Below are 19,797 nucleotides of genomic sequence, written 5' to 3' on the forward strand. Positions count from 1 at the left end.
GTCTTTTCGGGCTACAGGCATCAAGCGTTAAACGACCGGCAACAATGTTTTGTTGGCGTTCAGCCGTTTGGTGGCAAGTAATAAGCCTCGCCTTATTGACGACATGCACACGCAGAGTCTGTGTTGCTTGCATGAGTGGATAGGGGCTGAAGCGTTACAAGCCACCAAAGGAGATAAGGATGGAAAGGAAGAAAGTTTGGCTGACGTTTGACGACGGTCCTCGGCAAGCCCAGACCGAAACCGTGCTGGAAACACTGGAGCTGTTTGATATCAAGGCAACGTTTTTTATTGTTGGCAATCTGGTTGCCAGGCATGGCGAGCGTATCAAGCGCATCCTGGGCGAAGGGCACCGGATCGGCAATCACACTTACGATCATCTAAGACTGGTCGGCCAGGACAAAGACACCATCATCGATCAAGTCAAAATGACGGAGCAGGCGCTGACTCCCTACCAGCAGCCGGACCTGATCATGAGGCCGCCTTATGGCGCTCACGACGCGATGGTCGATCGCACTGTCGCCGAGTTGGGGTACCGGCAGGTTCTCTGGAACGTGGATACCCTGGACTGGAACAGCAACTACCAACCGGGGGGCTGGGTATCCCATGGTGTTGAGCAAGTAAGGAAAAGAAAGAATTCCATTGTGCTGATGCATGACATACATGCGACCACGGCCAATAATCTTGGCCGGTTCATCGGACAAGTGAACCTGCTGGGCGATGTGGACTTCGAGTCACCGGCCACACTGGCGATTGCGCCGGTCAGTCAGTTGAATATGTATGTGGTGGTAAGGGGCGATACATTGTCCACAATTGCCAGAGAGTTTTATGGCGATGCTGCCAAATACCTACTGATCTTTAATGCGAACAGGTCGGTGCTGGATCATCCAGACAAAATTTACCCTGGCCTGTCACTGATCATCCCACCTCCAGGGTAAACGTTCGCCAAATCTGGACGGGGTATTCCCCTGGTACGTTCGGGAGGACACCAGTGATCACTGCGTAACGCGGGTGCTGAAAATTCAGCTCTCCTGCGCCCGATAAGCCCCCGGCGTCAGCCCCGTCCACTTCTTGAACGCCCGGTGAAACGCCGACGGCTCGGAAAACCCCAACTGCTCGGCGATCTGTTGCAACGACAGGTCGGCGCGGCTCAGGTGATAAATCGCGATGTCCCGGCGCAACTGGTCCTTCAATTCCTGAAAGCTGGAACCCTCTTCCCGCAAATGCCGGCGCAAGGTCTGCGGGCTGATGTGCAGGTGGGCGGCCACGGCTTCCAGGTCGGGCCAGTGTGAACTGTCGCGACTGAGCAAGCGCCGCAGGCGGCTGCTCAAGCTGTCGCCATCGTCCGGGCGCGAGAGCAGGTCGGCGGGGGAGCGTTCGAGGAAATGCTTGAGGGTGCGTTCATCCTGCAACAACGGCATGGCCAGGTAGCGGCTGTGAAACAACAGGCTGCTCTGGGGCCTGGAAAACTCAAGCGGACAGGAAAACAGCAGGTCGTACTCGGCGCCGTGTTCCGGCCGGGGGTAGCTGAACGTGGCCTGTTCCAGGCGAATGCGCTGGCCGATCAGCCAGCTGCCGAAACGGTGCCAGATCACCAGCAGGCTTTCACTGAGGAAATGATCCGGGTCCCAGAGCTGCGAGTCGTCCAGGCTCAGGCGCACCCATTCATCTTCGCGGCTCAGGGTCAAACGGGGCGCCCCGGGGAACAGGCTGTAAAACAACAAGCCGCGATGGAGTGCCTTATCCAGGCTGCGGCAGTGAATCACGGCATGGCACATCATTGCGAAGCTACCCGGCCTGCTTGGGGCTTGCCCGAACCCGAGGTACTCGTCGTCCAGTGCCAGCCATAACGCCTGGATCAGTTGGGTGAATTGCTCCGGAGCGATGCGTGCCCGGGGTTCGTCCAGCAACTCGGGGCTGATTCCCAGTTGCTGTAGCAAGCCCGAATAGTCGTAGCCGTGCCGACGCGCACCACACAGGGCGGCGCGGGCGAAGTGACTGGCAATGGTACGTTCGCGCATGGCAGCAGATCTGACCGTTGATCGACGGATGTTAGCTGCGCGCCGCGGGCGTGAACAGGGCGGATATCCGCCAAATTGCAGGACGACTTTCAGTGCAGGGGCGGAAATCCGCCACATGCTTGTAGCCGTTTGCTGGCAGGGAATTCGCTGCAACCCCAGATATAAAAAGGCTTGCAGGGGGTTTTACGGAAGGTGGCACGGGCCTTGCGATACAACGAGCAGATGCCTGCCGTTGCGCAGCTCGAAAAAACAAATCCCTCCAGTGCAGGAGGGTTCGCAATCGCGGTGTTGCGGGCAACAGCTGGATGTTGTCACCGGGCACCTTTGAGGAACTTTGCAATGACGACTCGTCAGCCACTGTATAAATCCCTGTACTTCCAGGTGATCGTTGCCATCGCTATCGGCATTTTGCTCGGTCACTTCTACCCGCAGACCGGTGTAGCCCTCAAACCGCTGGGTGACGGGTTCATCAAACTGATCAAAATGGTCATCGCGCCGATCATCTTCTGTACCGTCGTCAGTGGTATCGCCGGCATGCAGAACATGAAATCGGTCGGCAAGACCGGCGGCTATGCGCTGCTGTACTTCGAAATCGTGTCCACCCTTGCCTTGTTGATCGGCCTGGTCGTGGTCAACGTCGTGCAACCGGGTGTCGGCATGCACATCGACGTATCGACCCTGGATACCAGCAAAATCGCTGGCTTCATCTCGGCTGGTAAAGACCAAAGCATCATTGCCTTTGTCCTCAACGTGATCCCGAACACCATCGTCGGCGCGTTCGCCAACGGCGACATCCTGCAAGTGCTGATGTTCTCGGTGATCTTCGGTTTCGCCCTGCATCGCCTGGGTGCCTACGGCAAGCCGGTGCTGGACTTCATCGATCGCTTTGCTCACGTGATGTTCAACATCATCAACATGATCATGAAGCTCGCTCCAGTCGGTGCGTTCGGTGCGATGGCTTTCACCATCGGTGCCTACGGCGTCGGTTCGCTGGTGCAACTGGGCCAGTTGATGATCTGCTTCTACATCACCTGCATCCTGTTCGTGCTCCTGGTACTGGGTGCCATCTGCCGCGCGCACGGTTTCAGCGTCATCAAATTGATTCGCTACATCCGTGAAGAACTGCTGATCGTGCTGGGCACTTCCTCTTCGGAATCCGCTCTGCCACGCATGCTGATCAAATTGGAACGCCTGGGTGCACAGAAATCCGTTGTGGGTCTGGTGATCCCGACTGGTTACTCGTTCAACCTCGACGGTACGTCGATCTACCTGACCATGGCCGCTGTGTTCATCGCTCAGGCGACTGACACCCCAATGGACCTCACTGCCCAGATCACCTTGCTGCTGGTGCTGCTGTTGTCCTCCAAGGGCGCCGCCGGTGTGACCGGTAGTGGCTTCATCGTGTTGGCTGCCACCCTGTCCGCCGTGGGCCATCTGCCGGTTGCCGGCCTGGCGCTGATCCTCGGTATCGACCGCTTCATGTCCGAAGCCCGTGCCCTGACCAACCTGGTGGGTAACGCTGTTGCGACCCTGGTCGTGGCCAAGTGGGTGAAAGAGCTGGACGAAGACACGCTGCAAGTCGAACTGGCTTCCGGCGGTCGCGGTATCTCCGACGAGCGTGAAGTAGACGACCTGGGCGTGGCCGAAGGCCCAGCCCCGGCCAGCGTCAAGTAAACGCTCAACAGAAACTCGGCCTGCAATGAAAAACCCGCTTCGGCGGGTTTTTCATGCCTGCGATTTGAGCGCAACGGTCACCGCCAGTGACGCATCAGGTGATTGCTGCGATGTTCTCGGCTGCCTAGGCTTGGAGGATCGCACTGGAGAACACTTATGCTCGGTCCACTGGCATCACTCAAGGTTCTGGATTTCTCGACACTGCTACCGGGGCCGTTCGCCTCGTTGCTGCTGGCGGACATGGGCGCCGAAGTGCTGCGCATCGAATCGCCGACCCGCATGGATCTGCTGCGGGTGTTGCCGCCCCACGATCAAGGTGTGTCAGCCAGTCATGCCTATCTCAATCGCAACAAGCGCAGCCTGGCCCTGGATCTCAAGCAGCCTGAGGCGCTGGAGGTGATCAGGTCGTTGCTGCAGGACTACGACATTGTGCTCGAGCAGTTCCGTCCGGGTGTCATGGAGCGTCTGGGCCTGGGTTACGAAGCCCTGAAGGCGATCAATCCGAGACTGATTTATGTGTCGATCACCGGCTATGGCCAGACGGGCCCCTACAAGGACCGCGCCGGTCATGACATCAACTACCTGGCCCTGTCCGGGCTGGCGAGTTACACCGGCCGTGCCGACACTGGGCCGTTGCCGTTGGGCATGCAGGTGGCGGATGTCGCCGGTGGTTCGCTGCACGGGGTGATTGGCTTGCTGGCGGCAGTCATCGCCCGACAGCAAACCGGGCAGGGCCAGCACCTGGATGTCAGCATGACCGACTGCGCGTTCAGCCTCAATGCGATGGCCGGTGCCGGGTATCTGGCCTGCGGCGTCGAGCCGGGACCGGAAAACCAGGTGCTCAATGGCGGCAGTTTCTACGATTACTACCGCTCCCGGGATGGGCGCTGGCTGTCGGTGGGCAGCCTGGAGCCGGTCTTCATGAAACAGTTGTGCACGGCATTGGGTCTGGAGGAATTGGCCGGCCTCGGCCTGTCACCGCAACCGGCGCATCAGAAACAGCTTAAAGACGCGCTGAAGCTCGAATTCGAAAAGCATGACTTTGCCGAGTTGCGCGCGCTGTTCGCAGAGCTGGATGCGTGTGTCGAGCCAGTGCTGAGCCTGGGAGAAGCGCTCGGTCATCCGCAGTTGCAGGCGCGGGAGTTGGTGGCCGACGTACCTCGTGGCGATGGCTCGACCCAGGCGCAGATGGCTTGTCCGCTGAAGTTTTCGCAAGGTATGCCGGAGCCCCGGCATATTGGCGCGGCGCTGGGGCAGCATACGGATCAGGTGTTGGGAGAGTTGGGGTTCAGTGCTGAGCGGATCGAGCAGTTGCGGCGGGCCAAGGTGATTCTTTAGTGCCTGTCAGGCCGCCATCGCGAGCACAAACACCGAAAATCCAACTACTCGACCCGCATCTCGCCACTGAACACCAACGTATTGCGGCACCGCCGACACAAATACCGCCGTCCCTGCCGAACCAGGCTGTGGCGCTGTGCCGAAAACGGGAAGTCGCTGTCGACGCACGGGCACTTGTAGATGTAGCGGGTCACGCTGCGGCGTTTGACGTCATAGGTGTGGCAGCGGTTGGGCGGCAGTTCGTACACGCCGCGCATGATCAGTTGCCACTCTTCACCATGGGGCTGGATGCGGTCGCCGAACAGTTGGTGGGCGATCAGGTGCGCGACTTCATGGGCCACGGTCTGCTTGAGGAAATCTTCGGTGTTTTCCCGGTACAGCTGCGGGTTGAAGCGCAGCAGGTTCTCGTGCAAATGCGCGACACCGGCTTTTTGCCCGCGCAGCTTGAGGCTCACCACGGGGCGCTTGAAAGGTCGTTTGAAAAAGGATTCGGCTAGTTGGAAACAGTCTTCGACGCGGGTATTGAGTTGCTCGGGCATGCTTGATGGATCTCCAGAGCGGTCGAGTATGCCGCAACCCTCGGACCTTGCGAATCACCAGGTTGCCGAATGGTCGTGTGCGTTCTCGTTGCTGAAGAATGAAAAGACCGCCTTGCGGCGGCCTTTGTCGGCAGTTCTGATTTTCAGTGATGAGCGGCTAACTGGTGTAGACCGGGCCCACGCCGAGTCCCCAGACAATTACTGTGAACGCCATGATGGCGACCAGCACCACCAGGCCTACGGCGAGCACCGAACTTGAAAACAGGAAGCCCTCGTCAGATGGAATGTTCATGAATGTCGGCAAGCCCACATACAGCAAGTACACCGTGTAGCAGATCGCTGCGGTACCGACGATCATCCCCAGCCACAGGTGCGGGTACAAGGCGGCGAGACCGCCGATGAACAGCGGTGTAGCGGTGTAGGTGGCAAACGCAATGCAACGGGCCAGGCTTGGGTTGGCGTCATAGGTGCGGGCCATCCAGTGGATGAAGGCGCCCATTACGGCCACACCACCGAGCATCGCCAGATACGACATGACCGTCATCCATATTGCGCTTTCTACGGTCAGCATTACGGGAGGTCGATTGCCGATGACCCAGCCGACCTGTGTGGTGCCAATAAAGGCAGACACGGCGGGGATCGCCGCCAGGATCAGCGTATGGGTCAGGTACATGTGGCTGATGCTTTCCTCCTGGTCGCCACGGATTTCTTTCCATTCTTGGTCAGGGTGGGTGAAGAGCCCCACTACGTGATGGATCATGCCAGTCACTCCTCTTGTTTTTACCGTCGCCCCCCAGTGGAGCGCCTACGGGCCAATGCGGCCAAGCAAGTCATAGGTCTGAATTTGTATGTGACCTTATGTCGCAGTATAGGGAGGAGTTTCCCCAGAGGGAGTAAGGGCTTTAGAGCAAATCGCGCTGTAAACGCAGTTGTTAATCGCCGCAGGGTCTGTGGCGAACAGCCCTTTTGGCGAGGCACTTCGCCCCTGAGGCGTTTTTGCGTAAAATGCCGGCCTTTCGTCACACCTCACGGATTTCGCGTCATGGGCACTCTCACGGTCAACCAGAACAAACTGCAAAAGCGCCTTCGCCGACTGGCCGGTGAGGCAGTTGCCGATTTCAACATGATTGAAGACGGCGACAAGGTCATGGTCTGCCTGTCCGGTGGCAAGTTATAAGCAACAAATATTTTGTAAAGCAGAGAAAGCTGTAAAATCTCTCTTCAAGCCCCGCCGTATAACACTCCAATACCCCTTACATTTGACAAAGCTCGTTTCAATACTAGTCTCTTCTTAGCTAGTTATTGGACTAACTATTTTGTCAAAAATGAAGCTCAGGCGTTACCAGTTCAACTCGTTGCCATTCGTGACCCTGGTGGATGACGCGGATTGTCCTATCGATCCTTATGTTTCGTGCTATCTCAATGGTCCGTTGTCTTCAAAGTCGGCTAATACGAGATTTAGATACGCAAATGAACTGTTGTTCGTGCTGCAGTACTTTTCAGAAAAAAACATTGACTTGCCTGCTCGGGTTGCATCGGGAAAGTTTATTTCGTTGAAAGAGTACATGCAGTTTTATGATAGTTGTTGTTTGCACAAAGGCGCATTTGATGCAGCTTCAAATGTGAAGCGCTTTAGAATAAATGATAAGCACCTGAGAAATATCATAGTCGCCAATCAGAAAGGTATGGCAAAGGTATCTAGCGAGACTTTGCAGGGGCGCGTCAGGCGTCTTAGGAGTTTTCTTGTCTGGCTATTTGAACAGTTTCACGAAGCGTATGATGTTGACGAGGTGATCAGCACGAAATTTGCTACGCTGATTGCTAAAATTAAACTAGATGAAGATGGGCTTCGAAAAAATGGAAGTCAACAAGTCAGTGGCGCTGAGGAGTCGGTCCTGCCAGATGAAGTTTTCCTGAAATTGCTCGAATTAATAATGCCTTCTTCTCCCAATAATCCATTCAAAGCATCAAGGGTCAGAAATTATCTCATCGTCAATTTACTAATAGAAAGCGGTATCAGAAGAGGCGCTTTGGGGAAGTTGAAAATTTCAGATTTCAATTTTTATGGTACTTTCGATCAGATATCTATCTATAGGTCAGGGAACGATTCAACAGATCCACGCGCTGAAAAACCCAATCAAAAAACAAAGGCGCACTTGGCTACGATTGATAAAAATATAATGCATCAAGTTAAGTTCTATATTGATCACATTCGTACAGAATTTACTCGTGCCCAATATCATGATTTCTTGTTTGTTAGCGAAAATGATTCAAAAGGTACAGCGGGTCTACCGCTGTCCTTGAAATCAATCAATTCAATCTTCCAGAAAATTTCTACAGCACTGGGGGTTCATGTGCATCCTCATATGTTGCGTCACAAATGGAATGAGATGTTCGATGAAAAGGGTGAGAGGTGTGGTGTCGATACTACTCTTCTTGAGGATATTAGAAAGTATGCGATGGGTTGGTCGCAAAATACAACTATGAATGATGTTTATAATGACAAGCGACTTGCAATGAAGGCGAGGGAGTTGTCACTAGTATACCAGCATAAAGTAGATCAAAAAAATGACTAGATACAAAAAACAGGAGGGAGCAAAAACTAGCAAACAAAAAGCTTCTTTGGTTACGGCTAAATCTGGCCTAGTGGTAAATACTGCAGATGACGTATGGGTCCTACTCCCAAATAATGGAAAAGGGCATAGCCTTAACGTAGGGTGGGTACACTCATCAGGTATGCCAGATGATGAAAAAAAATTGATATTGGATGTTTTTGTATACTACATCCGAACCAAAGCTGCTAGCACAGCGTCCGGCATAAATACTAATGTGAAGCCGTTTATGTCAGGTGGAATTCCTTCGTTAGACAGAATAAGGGCAATTTGGAGTGGGCTTAAAACAAATCATAAGAAAGGGCTTAATCAGTTTTTTGGAACGCTCTCCAAACAAGGCTATAAGAGGTTTAAGGAGTTTCATGCGTTTACTTCCACGCACTTAGATAAAGTGCGTGTAAATGTACTTGATTCTTCCAGTGGTGCGTTAAGTGATAGTGAGTTTGATTCGTTGGCGAAGCAAATCAATATTTGCCTTCAAGAGTTTAAGTGGGTCGAGGGTCGAGAGCTTTCCTTTTATCAGTCATCAGGTTTTTATGGTCGACTTAGAAATTTAGTTACGAACAAGTTGTTGCTTTCAATTGTCCGCCGGCCGATTCAAATTTCTCTTATGAAATGGTCCGACTTGATTCCCGTAGGTGCAAGTTTTAATGATGCAGGAATCCGTGCTGCGGATGAAATTGGTGCTATGGGCGGACAAGCACTGCAGTTAAGAGTATTCATCGCAAAGTCTACAGGAATGAGCTTCTCGAGGGAGTGCCCCGAGCGCTATCCTATCTATGTTTCCGATGATCTTTCAACAATGCTTATAGAATATAAGAGAGTAATGTGGGAAGGGGTCGCGATGTTAATGCAGTCATTGGAAGTCAAGGTGGAGAAGTCTGAACTGTTGAGTTTGATGACTGATATGCCTATGTTTCCTCATGCTAGTCTTTTTGAAACCCGTTTTAACTCTATCGATTTTTTTAAAAGCCTTTTCACATCACGTTCTACGGCCTACCACATCTCTGAGGGAGCTGTGACAAACGCAATCAGATGGGTTTCGGTAACCTCTGATCGAACTGCAGACTGCATAGTTACTTCCAATAGAATTCGTCATACAGTATTAACTCGCGGTGCTCAAGATGGTTTGTCCGCTGCTCAGTTGGCAAAAATAACCGGTGTGACGGTGCCAGCTGCAAGGCACTATATAGATTTGGACTACAAATCCAGGCGGCAGATAGATTCAAAATATATCGGCAATGAAATTCTGAAGAAGGCATTTAACGGTGATTTAACTGTAGGTTCGGCAGACGACGAAACTATATTTGATAATAAATTTAATCCTGTTGGCAGCCCTAAAAACAAGCGTTCATGTACCAGTTGTTCAACAATAATGGGGAGGCCATTGGGGTGCTATGGGTGCCCAAATTTTCGCCCAATACTTGAGGCTGATCACAGGTCGGTGTTGGAGCTCGCGGAGAATAAGCTTGCGGTGAATCGTAGTTCCTTAATCAATCCTCTTCACACTCGAAGCATTGAAAAATTGGAGAGACAGATTGCTTGGGTAAAACTGACGATATCCGTTTGCGATGAAAACCTTCCAAGGCAGAGCGCAATTGAAGATTAATAAATACTTTGATCGGCTAGATTCGTTAATCGACTCATATCGCGACGCCGAATTAAAACAATTTGAAGGGCCTGGTGGTAATGCGAAATTTGATGATCTGATTTGGTACCACATTGACCCTAATACCGGACGCCGAACTAGGTATCTTTGTGGAGTGCATGGGCGGAAGGGAAAGGGTAACGCCGGGAACCTACCCACAGATGCACTTCCTTACCCCTATGGTCATCTGATAAAAGTGTGGTTAATTGAAGTGGTAAATACGCATTTATCTGCCAGCGAAAAAAAGCTCAAATGTCCGCAGCTAGAAAGCTATTGTCATTTATGGAGGGGGATCTTTATACCCAATCAGAATCTACAATTCGAGGACTTAATTTAGGAGCAAGATCTGTCGACCGTCTACGCCCGTTTTTCGATTTTTGCAATAAGAAAGGAGTGATGCGAAAGATTGACTTAAAAGGAAATGATAATAGAGACAGGACTGGGCATGCTTCCTTAGATCACGCGCTGGAGAAATTACCGGATATCACGACAGTTCTCGCTCTAGGCAATATATTCTCATGTGTGTTTGAATATGTGGATGAGTGTGGATCGATTCTCCCAGGTGAGAGCATTATAATGCATGATGCCTTAGTTGTTACGTTTACCACATTGTCTCTGGCGTCACCTAATCGTACTTCGGCGGAAATACCGCTCCTTCCTAAACAAAAGCTTAACACTCACTCTGAGGGAGATGGGGTGCCAGTTTACTATCTCGATTGGATTGGAAGCAAAGGATATAGGAACAATAAAAATCATGTGCTTTCGGCGCTAGCAGAACCAATCACGAAAGCTACGAATTTCTTTTTTAAGGCATGTGAACCGGCAAGAGTGTTATGTAGGTTTTACGAAAAGCCTAACCAAAGCTTAAGCCGACTGCTTGGAGAGTTCGAAATTACGCCGGACCTAAAGCACAATTTATCTTTAACCCAGCGACCCAATCTTTTTACCTTGGGTTATGCGCTAGGGTTTTATGGAGTTAATCAATGCGTTCCGGTACTAAAGGAAAATGTTGATCTTTCTTCCATTGCCCGGACTAAAAGAAGTCAATGCTTTGAGATGAAACCAATTTGGTCTTTGCAACCTGAAGACCGGTTGTCTGTGTCACATACTAATTCTGCCTCCTTATCAGCGCTGCCACTATTATTCGGATACTCTAATATGCCTAGGGTATTTACCGATAAAATTACTGTCACGGTCGGAGAGGTTCAAGCTTGGTGGATTGCCTTCTACAAGGAAAATATTCTTCCAGAGTTTCCACTTTCGTTTTCTAGCGGCGAATCAAGTATCAGTATAAAAAATGCGATGTTTTGCTACTTGGGAAGCTGGCTTTATGGGAAAACATCGAAAGGAGGCACCGGTGGAAAAAAATTTCAAAAGTCGAAGTATTCAGTAGTGCCTCTCGCATCTCTAGGCAGCTCGGTGTTAACTCGAATTGGCGTTAATCGAAACATAAAGTCAATTTTTCAAAGTTACGGATTTTCCTCAGGTCTAACGCTGTCGCCGCATAGTTTGCGACACTTATCCAATACCCTCGCGGATCTAAGTCATATCCCAGTAGAAATAATAACTGCTTGGTCGGGCAGAAAAAATTCTGAGCAAACTCATACTTATATCCATACAGGTGACGACGAGAAGGCAGGTCGAGTTAGTGCAATAATTAATCCGCCAGATATCGACAAGCGTTATATTAGGGTTGTCTCTCAAGAGCAACTTACTAAAGCGACAAACCTGCCGGCGTCGCTCGCTTCAACGGGACTTTGTACTCAAAATCTAAATGTAACTCCATGTAATTATTTGAATGATTTCGTCTCCCAGTGCTTTCTATGTCCAGAGACTTGTCACATTGCCGGCGATATAAATGCTATAGGGATGTTTGAGAAAGATTTATCTTTTCAGGTCGTGCGATTGGAGTCCGTAGCAGGGGATCTTCGTCTACCATCATCCCAGGCAATGAAAAAATGGTATATTATTCATTCTCGAAATGTGCATGTTCTTTCAATGTTGATTGATCTGATGAAAAGTTGTTCCGCAGGTACGACAATTCGTTATTCAAACAAAGACTCTGAATTCAATTTGATCGATTTAGATACGATGGTCATAAAAAGGGTTGCGTGTGCCCTCCCAAATTTTGAGGCGCACCTGAAAAATTTATTTGTAGGTGAAGGTATGAATGCCACGGCAGATACCAATCCTCAGCTACGCTCTCTTTTGTCGTCTTTCGGACTGTCCGATAAGGAGGTATGAAGTGGTGGAACCAAAAATATCTGCCCAAGCGCAACGTAAGATAGAGATTATGCTGACCAAATGGACAGGGAAGCTTACTTGGGAAGCGCTAGTTACAAAGGTGGAGCTTGAACTCGCAATAAAAACTACTAGACAAACTCTATGCACTTATGTGGGTATAAGTACATCGTACAAAAACAAAAAAGCGCAACTTAGAGGTGTATCACCTTCGCTCTATACAAAAATTACGGCTTCTGATGTGAAGTTGAATGAGCAGATAGGGCACTTAAAGGCTGAGGTTGAGGTACTGAAAAAAAATAATGCTGAGCAATTGCGAATGATTGAAAGAATGCTTTTGAATGCTAATGATATTCCCAATTTAGATCTCTATGCTTTAGTTAAGAGGAGGTCTGAGGAAATACAAGTTTCTAAGAAGTCCTAAATTGAGCGTGATGATTAAGTTTTACGCGGCAGTTAAGTTTTGTGTTGTCTAGCGTATTATATTTTAAATGTTTTCTACGGTAACAGGTCTGCCGGGCCACATTCCAGGCTTTCGGCAATTTGATATAGTTTTTCGACCGTAATATTGACTTCGCCCCGCTCAATTCGGCCCATGTAGCTTCGGTCAACTTGGCAAATCAGAGCGAAGACGTCCTGCGATAGACCTTTTGCTTTTCTCGCTTGCCTGATCTTTTTCCCCAATTCTTTCGCCAGATTCCCCATAGCCGCCTCGACACACATGAGGAAGGACTATCGAGCGTTTGCGGACGAATCGGCCACGGACTATAATCCGTATTTTTGTTTAAAGATCGTTGAGGCGCCTGCATGAAACAAGATTTATTCGAATTCGACAGGCAGCTCCATTCTCTGCTTTGCGAGCATTTTTCTAGGGAGTTCACGACCCGTCAGTTGAGAGACGCGTACGCGGCACTCCTTCCCCCCTCAAGCTTTCGGCTCGCGGATGTGCGCGTTTATGTTTATGAACAGATCCGAAGGTTAATTCGCGTTGGCTGGGCGGAGATGGCAGTGCAGCGGCAGAAGCGCGGACAGGTGTTTCGTATGCTGGAGATGCCCCAACGGCTGCAGCTCGTACTGGTAGATGGGAGCTTCTCCCTGGCCGTCGATCCTCTGGAAGCTCCAGCAGATGAGGGAAGAGAAACACCATGCCCTGTGCCTAGCTCAAAGGAAGGGCAAGACGACCAGGCCCGCCTTCAAGCGATGCTTAAGGAGACCCGGCTCGATCTGCTTTCATCCTTGGGCGAGACCGAGCGATACAAGCAGTTGTTTGAGGAAATTCCTCATCTGAAAGGGCGTTTTGAAGGGGTATATCTGGAAGTGCGTGACAGGAGCTCAAAGCTTCTTGGTCACGTTCGTGCAATCGAGAATACGCTTAAGGCGATTTCTGCCGCATGAACTCCACTCTCAGGGTATGGCAACACGACTGCATTACGTTGGCTATGCAGCACTACACCCAGCAACCTCATTTTTTTTGCCAAGCAACTCCCGGTGCCGGCAAGACAAAAATGGCAGCGGAGTTGGCCAGGCAATTGCTGCAGCATGACAAGATAGACCTGATCCTCTGTTTTGCTCCGTCACGGCAGACAATGGATGGATTTCAGAAAACCTTCACCGCTGTTATTGGTAAGCGCCTGGATGGATTGATAGGTGCCGTCGGTGCTGCTTGCACATATCAAGGAATGGAATATCGAGACGCAGCGTTCTGGAAGCTTTTCGACGACTATAGGGTGTTCGCAGTTTTCGATGAAATCCATCACTGCGCTGGTCATGACTTGCTGTTGAGCAATGCATGGGGTCAGCAGATTGTTCAAAGGATTCAAGATCGCGCCACCTTCACTCTTGCCCTCTCGGGGACACCCTGGAGGTCTGACCAGAAAGCCATCGCGCTTGCTCGATATTCTCAGCCAGATGGGGTGTTGATCTGTGATTACCGATATGGCTTGCAGGAGGCAATCGCTGACGGCGTATGTCGGTCGCCGCGCATCGTCGTATTGGATAACAACATGGTGAGGTTAACTGAAACTCTATCCACAGAAGGCACAGTCACGACGTATCCGAGTATTGCCAGGCTGCTTTCTGAGTCACCCGTGTCTTATGAAGATCTGCTGTTTCATGACGATATCCTGCGGCAGATTCTGTTGTTAGGGTGTACAAAGCTTCGCGAAATTCGTGAGCGACATCCGCAAGCCGGGGGCTTGGTGGTAGCGACAAACATTGAGCACGCTCACCGCATAGCTGATCTTATGCGTGCTCAGGGGGAGATTTGTCAGGTCGTGACCAACAAAACGCCAAACGCGCAGCAGGTCATCAATGATTTTCGACATGGTGGCTGCACCTGGATTATTGCGGTTGGCATGATCAGCGAGGGGACGGACATACCCAGGCTGCAGGTTTGTTGTCATCTAAGTCGTATTCGTACCGAGCTGCACTATCGCCAGGTGTTGGGCAGAATCCTTAGGCGCTCAAGTGATGCGGATGAAAAAGCTTGGCTATATGTTCTCGCGGAACCAGCGCTCCAGCAGTACTCGGAGCGTTTGGCCGATGATCTGCCCGATGATCATGCCGTATTGAGTGTCGTGCGAGCTTCAGAGTTTGAAAGCGACGATCAGACTGACGACCATCCAGAAGATCCTAGCGGCATCGAGATCGCCATCTTGGGAGGCTCAATGGGCGGAGCCTTTTCCCGAATGGGTAACGATCACTCAATTTCGATTCTCGGCTCATCTGAGCCCGCATTGTATGAGCTCAATTTTTCTCAGCACTACCGAACTCAGCTTCTGAGCGTGTATTGAGAGCATGAGCTCATTAGCGTGGCTGTGGTTGGAAAGGCTCAGCTTCGGCTTCACAGTTCACCGACCCAGCGGACACAAAATGCCGGTACCCTAAAGTTAATTTTGGTAGTGGCAGCACTGCGTTGGTGCCAATGCGAGAAATCTCTTGTGCGAAAACAGAAAAACAGACGTAAGAAGGCGCGGTGCATCAAGGCGTTGATGGCCATCAAAATTACTCGAGAAGCACGTCAATTGCTTGAAAGGCGTTCAGCTCGCGCGAGTCGATTTCTGGATGGGATATCGATCGTCGGAAATAACTCAGAGTCCGATGGCTGCGAGACACAGGGAAAATAAATGCGTTAATCACGACGATGCAACGAAGGCTCACTAGGGCCTATTGAATAAAGCGAAAGCTATAGAAATTTCATTAGCTGAACTTGGCTTTCGAAAATAGGTGACCGGATTTGGTCTCCTTAATTGAACCGACAATCTCAGCGTGTGGAGACTGAATGACGATGCCGTTTGAACGGACTAGGGCTGTCGCCCAAGCGCATGATTTCTTAACGGAGCTTGCTCACGACACAAACGTAACCGTCCGGCCAACACATCTTCCTGACGTCGATTATTGAAGCGATGGGGTCAGAAAGATGTGTTGGCCGGATGATGTTACGAGTCACTAGGGGCAAAATTCGGTGCACAGCCATTCCCAATATCTACTGCCGCTTTGTCAGATTCTGTAATAATTAGTCTCGTATGAGGTGCTCCGAAACATTGTAGGATTTCATCCCCAATTTTTTTCAGGTCTTTATGAGCACCCTCCTGGAGCCTCCCAGTAGCTTTTTTCAATCCACACCTTGTATCAGTTCGCTCTCCGCTGTTAGGCGTAGATCTCGTTTTTTAAGATCGCTTAACCTCGAAATCTCGTCTGTAGGTTTCTCAGCGATTACTTTCCCCAAGTCGAACTGTGTCATCTCCAAAGCTTTACCTCCTTGCTTACGCTTGGGGAAGTCTTTCTCTCTGGCGCCTTTCGCACTGAACATCAAATCCGCTCCGTCGAGCAGGAGTTCGTGTTTTCGTGCAGTTCACTCATTAGCCCTAACTCTACGAGAGATTGAATAATCCCTATGGAATGGATTGCTGATCCCACTGCATGGCTTGGCCTGCTGACCCTGATCGTGCTGGAGCTGGTGCTCGGCATCGATAACCTTGTGTTCATTGCCATCTTGGCTGACAAGCTACCGCCGGAGCAGCGAGATCGTGCGCGTGTCATCGGCCTATCCCTTGCGTTGTTGATGCGTCTTGGCTTGCTGGCCAGCATCTCCTGGATGGTCACCCTGACCGAGCCGTTGTTCGAGATCTTCGATAAGATGTTCTCGGGCCGAGACTTAATCATGCTGTTCGGTGGTGTGTTCCTGTTGTTCAAGGCAACCATGGAGTTGCATGAGCGACTCGAAGGACATGTGACAGAACGTTCAGGTAATGCGGCGTATGCGATGTTCTGGCCTATCGTTGCGCAGATTGTGGTGTTGGATGCGGTCTTCTCGCTGGACGCTGTGATCACTGCTGTGGGCATGGTGGAACACCTGTCGGTCATGATGATCGCTGTGATTTTTTCCATTGGCCTGATGATCATCGCAAGTAAGCCGCTGACTAACTTTGTCAACGGGCACCCAACCGTCATCATGCTCTGCCTGGGCTTCTTGATGATGATCGGCTTCAGCCTCACCGCTGAGGGCTTGGGCTTCCACATACCGAAAGGCTATCTGTACGCGGCGATTGGTTTCTCGATCCTGATCGAACTGTTCAACCAGTTGGCTCGCTCACGTCGCAAGAAGAGCCTGCATGGTCTCCGTCCGATGCGTGAGCGTACCGCGCATGCAGTGATGCGTTTGCTGGGTGGTCACAAGTTGGGGGCCGATGAAGTCGGTGAAGAAATCGCTGACATGCTGTCAGGTGATGAAGCCGAACAGGTTTTCCACCGACGGGAACGCGTCATGATCAGTGGTGTACTTCAGTTGGCAGAACGCCCGATACGCGGTGTCATGACCCCTCGTGCTGAAATCGACCACATTGACTTGGCCGACTCTCCAGAAGAAATCCGCACAACGCTGATGCACTCGGCGTACTCCAGGTTGCCGTTGATCCGGGAGGGGCGCGTTGATGAGCCGTTGGGGTTCATACACAAGAAGGAGCTGCTCAAGGAGCTGTTGGCAGGTAATGAGCCGAATCTGGAAGCCATGGCGCGCAAGGCTATCAACTTGCTGGACAACTTCACGATTCTCAACTCGCTGGAACAGATGCGTAAAGAGTCGACTCACATCGCTTTCGTGGTGAACGAGTTCGGTGACTTCATCGGTATTCTTACCATGACCGACATTCTTGAATCCATCGCAGGTGAGTTGCCGGATGCCAGTGAAATTGAAGGCCCGAACATCGTTGCTGAGGATGGCGGTTTCCTCGTCAGCGGCGCGCTGAATCTCAGCCAGATTCGCGAACACATCGGTTTCCAAGCGAAAGCGACCGATGACTATCAGACGCTCGCGGGGTTGGTTATGAGCCTGTTGGATCGCTTGCCGATCATTGGAGACAAGCTCAATTGGCAGGAGTGGAGCATGACCGTTGTCGAGGTCGAAGAGCGGCGAGTGACGAAGGTGCTGTTGCGTAAAGAGTGAGAATAGAAAACAAGGCCGCATTTGCGGCCTTGTTTGTTTTCAGGGTATTACTCGTGCGAATGCCCGTGGACAATAAGCGTCTGCCGGGGGCTCCTTTCGTAAGCCAGGGAGGTACGCTAGACCGGAATCCACTGATGCGGCAGCAGTTGCCCGATCTCACTTGCTCGCTGCGTCGGCAGCCGCGTCAGCACATCCTTCAGATAGTCGAAAGACGCAATTCCCACCTCCATTACCATTTTTGTTCGAGCGTGTAAGCCATTTCCGCTCGCTCAACTTAACGATCGTTGCGCAGATTCACATGCGTTCACAATACCGACTATCTAGCCCTTGTCCGGCTATGGCTGCCAGAAGGGTACGCCTCTCACGATTGGTACCCCGCACCTTGCGGTGCCTCGTTCCATTGTCGAAGGCGCTCTTGATTCAGCCTTCTAGATTCACCCGGTGACACGGGTGGTTCCCGCTGGGGGGGAACAACTTCATTAAGCGACCTCGTGTCGCACCTCGATCTGGTTGTTATCGATGGGCACCGCCCAATCTTCCAGGTAGCACATCAGCACTACCCAGCGTTTAAGGCTGTAATCCAGGGCTCTGGCTGTTGCTGATCCGTTGGGCACAAGGTCGCGCTGGGCCTGCATCCAGTCATGCAGAGTTTCAATGATCGGTACTGCCTTTTCCTGCCGTATTCGCCAGCGATCCTCAACGCTCATCTCCCGCGCTTGGCGTTCAACTTCGTACAAGCCGCCAATCGAATGCAGTGCCTGTTCGACCAGGACTCAATTGTTCGCTGCGCTTGGCGAAGTTGTGCCGTTTGAGCAGCGCGATTTCGTGTGAAAGTTGTTCGTTGACCGTTTCGAGGCGGTGGATTTTCTGGCCCATCGAGTCGACCTGGGACAGCAGCTGTATGGACTGTTCGGCCCAACGCTGTCTCGGTACCGGCGCGCATCTCCATCGGTTCAGTGGCGAGCCAGATAGCGTCGATGCGGATCACTGGGCAAGCCCACGGACAAAGCGTGCGCAGTCTTCAGGATAGGAGGTTGGCCATTTCACCGTGATCGTTTGCTCACCAACGGACAGCTCAATAATCGCTAACGCCTCAGTCGGTCGTTTAGGCGAAGCCCTCAAAGGAACAAACGCCGGCAACGCCACTGCTGACTGATCCCGATACAGCGGCAGCCACTTGCGAATGGCGTTGGCGTTGATGGCCACCACGGCTGAAGGATTAGGTTCTCCGTGTACCGACACGGCCACGTAAGGCCAATCCAAAGCTGGCTGCGGCGACCGGTTGAATCTACAGCCAAAAACGGCCCCTTAAAATGGCCAGCCAAATGCCCCGTTCAAGATTGGTTGCAGTACATCCAAAGCTGATTCGTCTAAAAGCGACGACATGATGTCTGGATGTTGGCGTCGCCGCCGAATTGACCCACATACAAATGGAAAGCTGACTCACCTCTAACCGGAACAAGGCCAGCACAGGCAATGCTTGGCAAGGGATCAGACGGTGTCAATGACATCTCGGCAACTGAGTCAATTCGGCAGCGGCGCCAACAGCCATTCCTTTCAAGAACTCAATCGGCAATGGAAATATAATGGTCGAGCTTTTGTCCCCAGCGATTGTCCCCAGTGTCTGCATATAGCGCAGCTGCATGGCACCAGGTTGGCGCCCAAGCATCTCGGCGGCCTGCATGAGCTTCTCCGAAGCCTGCAATTCACCTTCGGCGTGTATTACCTTGGCCCGCCGCTCACGCTCAGCCTCGGCTTGTTTGGCGATGGCGCGGATCATCGACTCATTGAGGTCAACGTGCTTTATCTCGACGTTCGCTACTTTGATCCCCCACGCATCGGTTTGGGCGTCAAGTACTTGCTGGATATCAGTATTCAGCCGTTCTCGTCCGGAGAGTAGCTCGTCAAGTTCGTGTTTACCGAGCACGGCCCGCAGGGTGGTCTGCGCCAACTGGCTGGTGCCCATAAAGAAGTCTTCGATCTGAATGATCGCCTTCTGCGGGTCGAGGACTCGGAAGTAGAGCACTGCATTAACCTTGACCGAGACGTTGTCGCGGGTGATTACATCCTGTGTTGGCACATCGAGCACCACGGTGCGCAAATCCACGCGAACCATCTGTTGCACCATCGGAATCAACAGAATCAATCCCGGCCCCTTGACCCGCCAGAAGCGCCCGAGTTGGAACACCACTCCGCGCTCGTATTCGCGCAGAATCCGGACGGCCGAGAATACCAACACAAGGAGCAGGGCTAGCAGCGCGCCAAAACCCAATTCGACGAACAT

General features: G+C 51.6%; 18 protein-coding genes and 2 pseudogenes. 12 read left to right on the forward strand and 8 right to left on the reverse strand.

All coding sequences use genetic code 11. The features are described 5' to 3' along the window. Positions 1 to 179: 179 nt before the first annotated feature. Positions 180 to 935 carry a polysaccharide deacetylase family protein gene (locus ABIE16_RS02450; protein WP_429520492.1) on the forward strand — a complete coding sequence of 252 codons (756 nt, stop codon included), beginning with the start codon at positions 180 to 182 and terminating at the stop codon, positions 933 to 935. 84 nt (positions 936 to 1,019) lie between these two features. Here the strand turns inward: ABIE16_RS02450 and ABIE16_RS02455 are convergent, their stop codons facing one another. Then, on the reverse strand, positions 1,020 to 2,018 hold the full coding sequence (locus ABIE16_RS02455) for an AraC family transcriptional regulator (protein ID WP_090457296.1): 999 nt from the start codon (positions 2,016 to 2,018) through the stop codon (positions 1,020 to 1,022). Positions 2,019 to 2,357: 339 nt separating this feature from the next. On the opposite strand from ABIE16_RS02455, the gene ABIE16_RS02460 reads away from it, so the two are divergent. Both ABIE16_RS02460 and ABIE16_RS02465 read left to right on the forward strand, forming a co-directional pair. Next, positions 2,358 to 3,692, forward strand: a complete 1,335-nt coding sequence (locus ABIE16_RS02460) for a dicarboxylate/amino acid:cation symporter (RefSeq protein WP_349735107.1) — start codon at positions 2,358 to 2,360, stop codon at positions 3,690 to 3,692. A 156-nt stretch (positions 3,693 to 3,848) separates the two neighbouring features. Continuing rightward, complete coding sequence (locus ABIE16_RS02465) at positions 3,849 to 5,030, forward strand: CaiB/BaiF CoA transferase family protein (RefSeq protein WP_429520493.1); 1,182 nt, start codon at positions 3,849 to 3,851, stop codon at positions 5,028 to 5,030. Positions 5,031 to 5,074: 44 nt separating this feature from the next. Here the strand turns inward: ABIE16_RS02465 and ABIE16_RS02470 are convergent, their stop codons facing one another. Together ABIE16_RS02470 and ABIE16_RS02475 are read right to left on the reverse strand one after the other, a co-directional pair. Then, positions 5,075 to 5,569 carry a SprT family zinc-dependent metalloprotease gene (locus ABIE16_RS02470; RefSeq protein WP_057713644.1) on the reverse strand — a complete coding sequence of 165 codons (495 nt, stop codon included), beginning with the start codon at positions 5,567 to 5,569 and terminating at the stop codon, positions 5,075 to 5,077. 157 nt (positions 5,570 to 5,726) lie between these two features. Then, positions 5,727 to 6,329, reverse strand: a complete 603-nt coding sequence (locus tag ABIE16_RS02475; RefSeq protein ID WP_007988750.1) for a Yip1 family protein — start codon at positions 6,327 to 6,329, stop codon at positions 5,727 to 5,729. A gap of 282 nt (positions 6,330 to 6,611) precedes the next feature. On the opposite strand from ABIE16_RS02475, the pseudogene ABIE16_RS02480 reads away from it, so the two are divergent. The 5 genes and pseudogenes from ABIE16_RS02480 to ABIE16_RS02500 form a co-directional block, all read left to right on the forward strand. Further along, positions 6,612 to 6,740 (forward strand): annotated as a pseudogene (locus tag ABIE16_RS02480) (tRNA 2-thiocytidine(32) synthetase TtcA); the annotation flags it as partial. Positions 6,741 to 7,053: 313 nt separating this feature from the next. Beyond that, positions 7,054 to 8,145 (forward strand): site-specific integrase, encoded by a 1,092-nt coding sequence (locus tag ABIE16_RS02485; protein ID WP_429520494.1) that lies wholly within the window; start codon positions 7,054 to 7,056, stop codon positions 8,143 to 8,145. Further along, positions 8,138 to 9,790, forward strand: coding sequence for a hypothetical protein (locus tag ABIE16_RS02490; protein ID WP_429520495.1), 1,653 nt, complete (start codon positions 8,138 to 8,140; stop codon positions 9,788 to 9,790). Before ABIE16_RS02485 ends, ABIE16_RS02490 begins: the two co-directional genes overlap by 8 nt. 435 nt (positions 9,791 to 10,225) lie before the next feature. Beyond that, a complete protein-coding gene (locus ABIE16_RS02495; RefSeq protein WP_429520496.1) occupies positions 10,226 to 12,073 on the forward strand; it encodes a hypothetical protein in 1,848 nt (615 codons plus the stop codon). Between the two features lies 1 nt (position 12,074). Further along, positions 12,075 to 12,494 carry a hypothetical protein gene (locus ABIE16_RS02500; protein ID WP_429520497.1) on the forward strand — a complete coding sequence of 140 codons (420 nt, stop codon included), beginning with the start codon at positions 12,075 to 12,077 and terminating at the stop codon, positions 12,492 to 12,494. 74 nt (positions 12,495 to 12,568) lie between these two features. Here ABIE16_RS02500 and ABIE16_RS02505 read toward each other — a convergent pair whose 3' ends face one another. Then, positions 12,569 to 12,775 (reverse strand): helix-turn-helix domain-containing protein, encoded by a 207-nt coding sequence (locus tag ABIE16_RS02505; RefSeq protein WP_127929401.1) that lies wholly within the window; start codon positions 12,773 to 12,775, stop codon positions 12,569 to 12,571. 102 nt (positions 12,776 to 12,877) lie between these two features. Between ABIE16_RS02505 and ABIE16_RS02510 the strand changes: the two genes are divergently transcribed. The 4 genes from ABIE16_RS02510 to ABIE16_RS02525 all read left to right on the forward strand — a co-directional run bounded on the left by ABIE16_RS02510 (position 12,878) and on the right by ABIE16_RS02525 (position 17,513). Continuing rightward, on the forward strand, positions 12,878 to 13,465 hold the full coding sequence (locus ABIE16_RS02510; RefSeq protein WP_429520498.1) for a hypothetical protein: 588 nt from the start codon (positions 12,878 to 12,880) through the stop codon (positions 13,463 to 13,465). Then, positions 13,462 to 14,862: a DEAD/DEAH box helicase gene (locus ABIE16_RS02515; protein WP_429520499.1), complete on the forward strand. Its 1,401-nt coding sequence runs from the start codon at positions 13,462 to 13,464 to the stop codon at positions 14,860 to 14,862. The genes ABIE16_RS02510 and ABIE16_RS02515 overlap by 4 nt, the downstream gene beginning before the upstream one ends. Before the next feature lie 494 nt (positions 14,863 to 15,356). Next, on the forward strand, positions 15,357 to 15,470 hold the full coding sequence (locus tag ABIE16_RS02520) for a hypothetical protein (protein ID WP_429520610.1): 114 nt from the start codon (positions 15,357 to 15,359) through the stop codon (positions 15,468 to 15,470). A 495-nt stretch (positions 15,471 to 15,965) separates the two neighbouring features. After that, positions 15,966 to 17,513 carry a TerC family protein gene (locus ABIE16_RS02525; RefSeq protein ID WP_429520500.1) on the forward strand — a complete coding sequence of 516 codons (1,548 nt, stop codon included), beginning with the start codon at positions 15,966 to 15,968 and terminating at the stop codon, positions 17,511 to 17,513. Positions 17,514 to 17,629: 116 nt separating this feature from the next. Here ABIE16_RS02525 and ABIE16_RS02530 read toward each other — a convergent pair whose 3' ends face one another. From ABIE16_RS02530 to ABIE16_RS02545, 4 genes and pseudogenes are all read right to left on the reverse strand, one after another. Then, entirely contained in the window at positions 17,630 to 17,737 is a 108-nt protein-coding gene (locus tag ABIE16_RS02530; RefSeq protein ID WP_429520611.1) for a transposase domain-containing protein, read from the reverse strand. A gap of 276 nt (positions 17,738 to 18,013) precedes the next feature. Then, positions 18,014 to 18,283 (reverse strand): annotated as a pseudogene (locus ABIE16_RS02535) (IS66 family transposase); the annotation flags it as partial. A 214-nt stretch (positions 18,284 to 18,497) separates the two neighbouring features. Continuing rightward, positions 18,498 to 18,761, reverse strand: a complete 264-nt coding sequence (locus ABIE16_RS02540) for a hypothetical protein (protein WP_429520501.1) — start codon at positions 18,759 to 18,761, stop codon at positions 18,498 to 18,500. Positions 18,762 to 19,014: 253 nt separating this feature from the next. Then, positions 19,015 to 19,797 (reverse strand): slipin family protein, encoded by a 783-nt coding sequence (locus ABIE16_RS02545; protein ID WP_429520502.1) that lies wholly within the window; start codon positions 19,795 to 19,797, stop codon positions 19,015 to 19,017.

Source organism: Pseudomonas sp. 2725 (assembly GCF_050434585.1).
GTDB lineage: Bacteria > Pseudomonadota > Gammaproteobacteria > Pseudomonadales > Pseudomonadaceae > Aquipseudomonas > Aquipseudomonas jessenii.

Excerpts from the sequence above, each read along its gene's own strand:
- ABIE16_RS02455 (WP_090457296.1), bottom strand. The coding sequence starts at position 2,018 with ATGCGCGAACGTACCATTGCCAGTCACTTCGCCCGCGCCGCCCTGTGT.
- ABIE16_RS02450 (WP_429520492.1), top strand. The coding sequence starts at position 180 with ATGGAAAGGAAGAAAGTTTGGCTGACGTTTGACGACGGTCCTCGGCAA.
- ABIE16_RS02545 (WP_429520502.1), bottom strand. The coding sequence starts at position 19,797 with ATGTTCGTCGAATTGGGTTTTGGCGCGCTGCTAGCCCTGCTCCTTGTG.
- ABIE16_RS02505 (WP_127929401.1), bottom strand. The coding sequence starts at position 12,775 with ATGGGGAATCTGGCGAAAGAATTGGGGAAAAAGATCAGGCAAGCGAGA.
- ABIE16_RS02520 (WP_429520610.1), top strand. The coding sequence starts at position 15,357 with ATGCCGTTTGAACGGACTAGGGCTGTCGCCCAAGCGCATGATTTCTTA.
- ABIE16_RS02465 (WP_429520493.1), top strand. The coding sequence starts at position 3,849 with ATGCTCGGTCCACTGGCATCACTCAAGGTTCTGGATTTCTCGACACTG.
- ABIE16_RS02510 (WP_429520498.1), top strand. The coding sequence starts at position 12,878 with ATGAAACAAGATTTATTCGAATTCGACAGGCAGCTCCATTCTCTGCTT.
- ABIE16_RS02490 (WP_429520495.1), top strand. The coding sequence starts at position 8,138 with ATGACTAGATACAAAAAACAGGAGGGAGCAAAAACTAGCAAACAAAAA.
- ABIE16_RS02475 (WP_007988750.1), bottom strand. The coding sequence starts at position 6,329 with ATGATCCATCACGTAGTGGGGCTCTTCACCCACCCTGACCAAGAATGG.
- ABIE16_RS02495 (WP_429520496.1), top strand. The coding sequence starts at position 10,226 with ATGCGAAAGATTGACTTAAAAGGAAATGATAATAGAGACAGGACTGGG.
- ABIE16_RS02525 (WP_429520500.1), top strand. The coding sequence starts at position 15,966 with ATGGAATGGATTGCTGATCCCACTGCATGGCTTGGCCTGCTGACCCTG.
- ABIE16_RS02515 (WP_429520499.1), top strand. The coding sequence starts at position 13,462 with ATGAACTCCACTCTCAGGGTATGGCAACACGACTGCATTACGTTGGCT.
- ABIE16_RS02470 (WP_057713644.1), bottom strand. The coding sequence starts at position 5,569 with ATGCCCGAGCAACTCAATACCCGCGTCGAAGACTGTTTCCAACTAGCC.
- ABIE16_RS02460 (WP_349735107.1), top strand. The coding sequence starts at position 2,358 with ATGACGACTCGTCAGCCACTGTATAAATCCCTGTACTTCCAGGTGATC.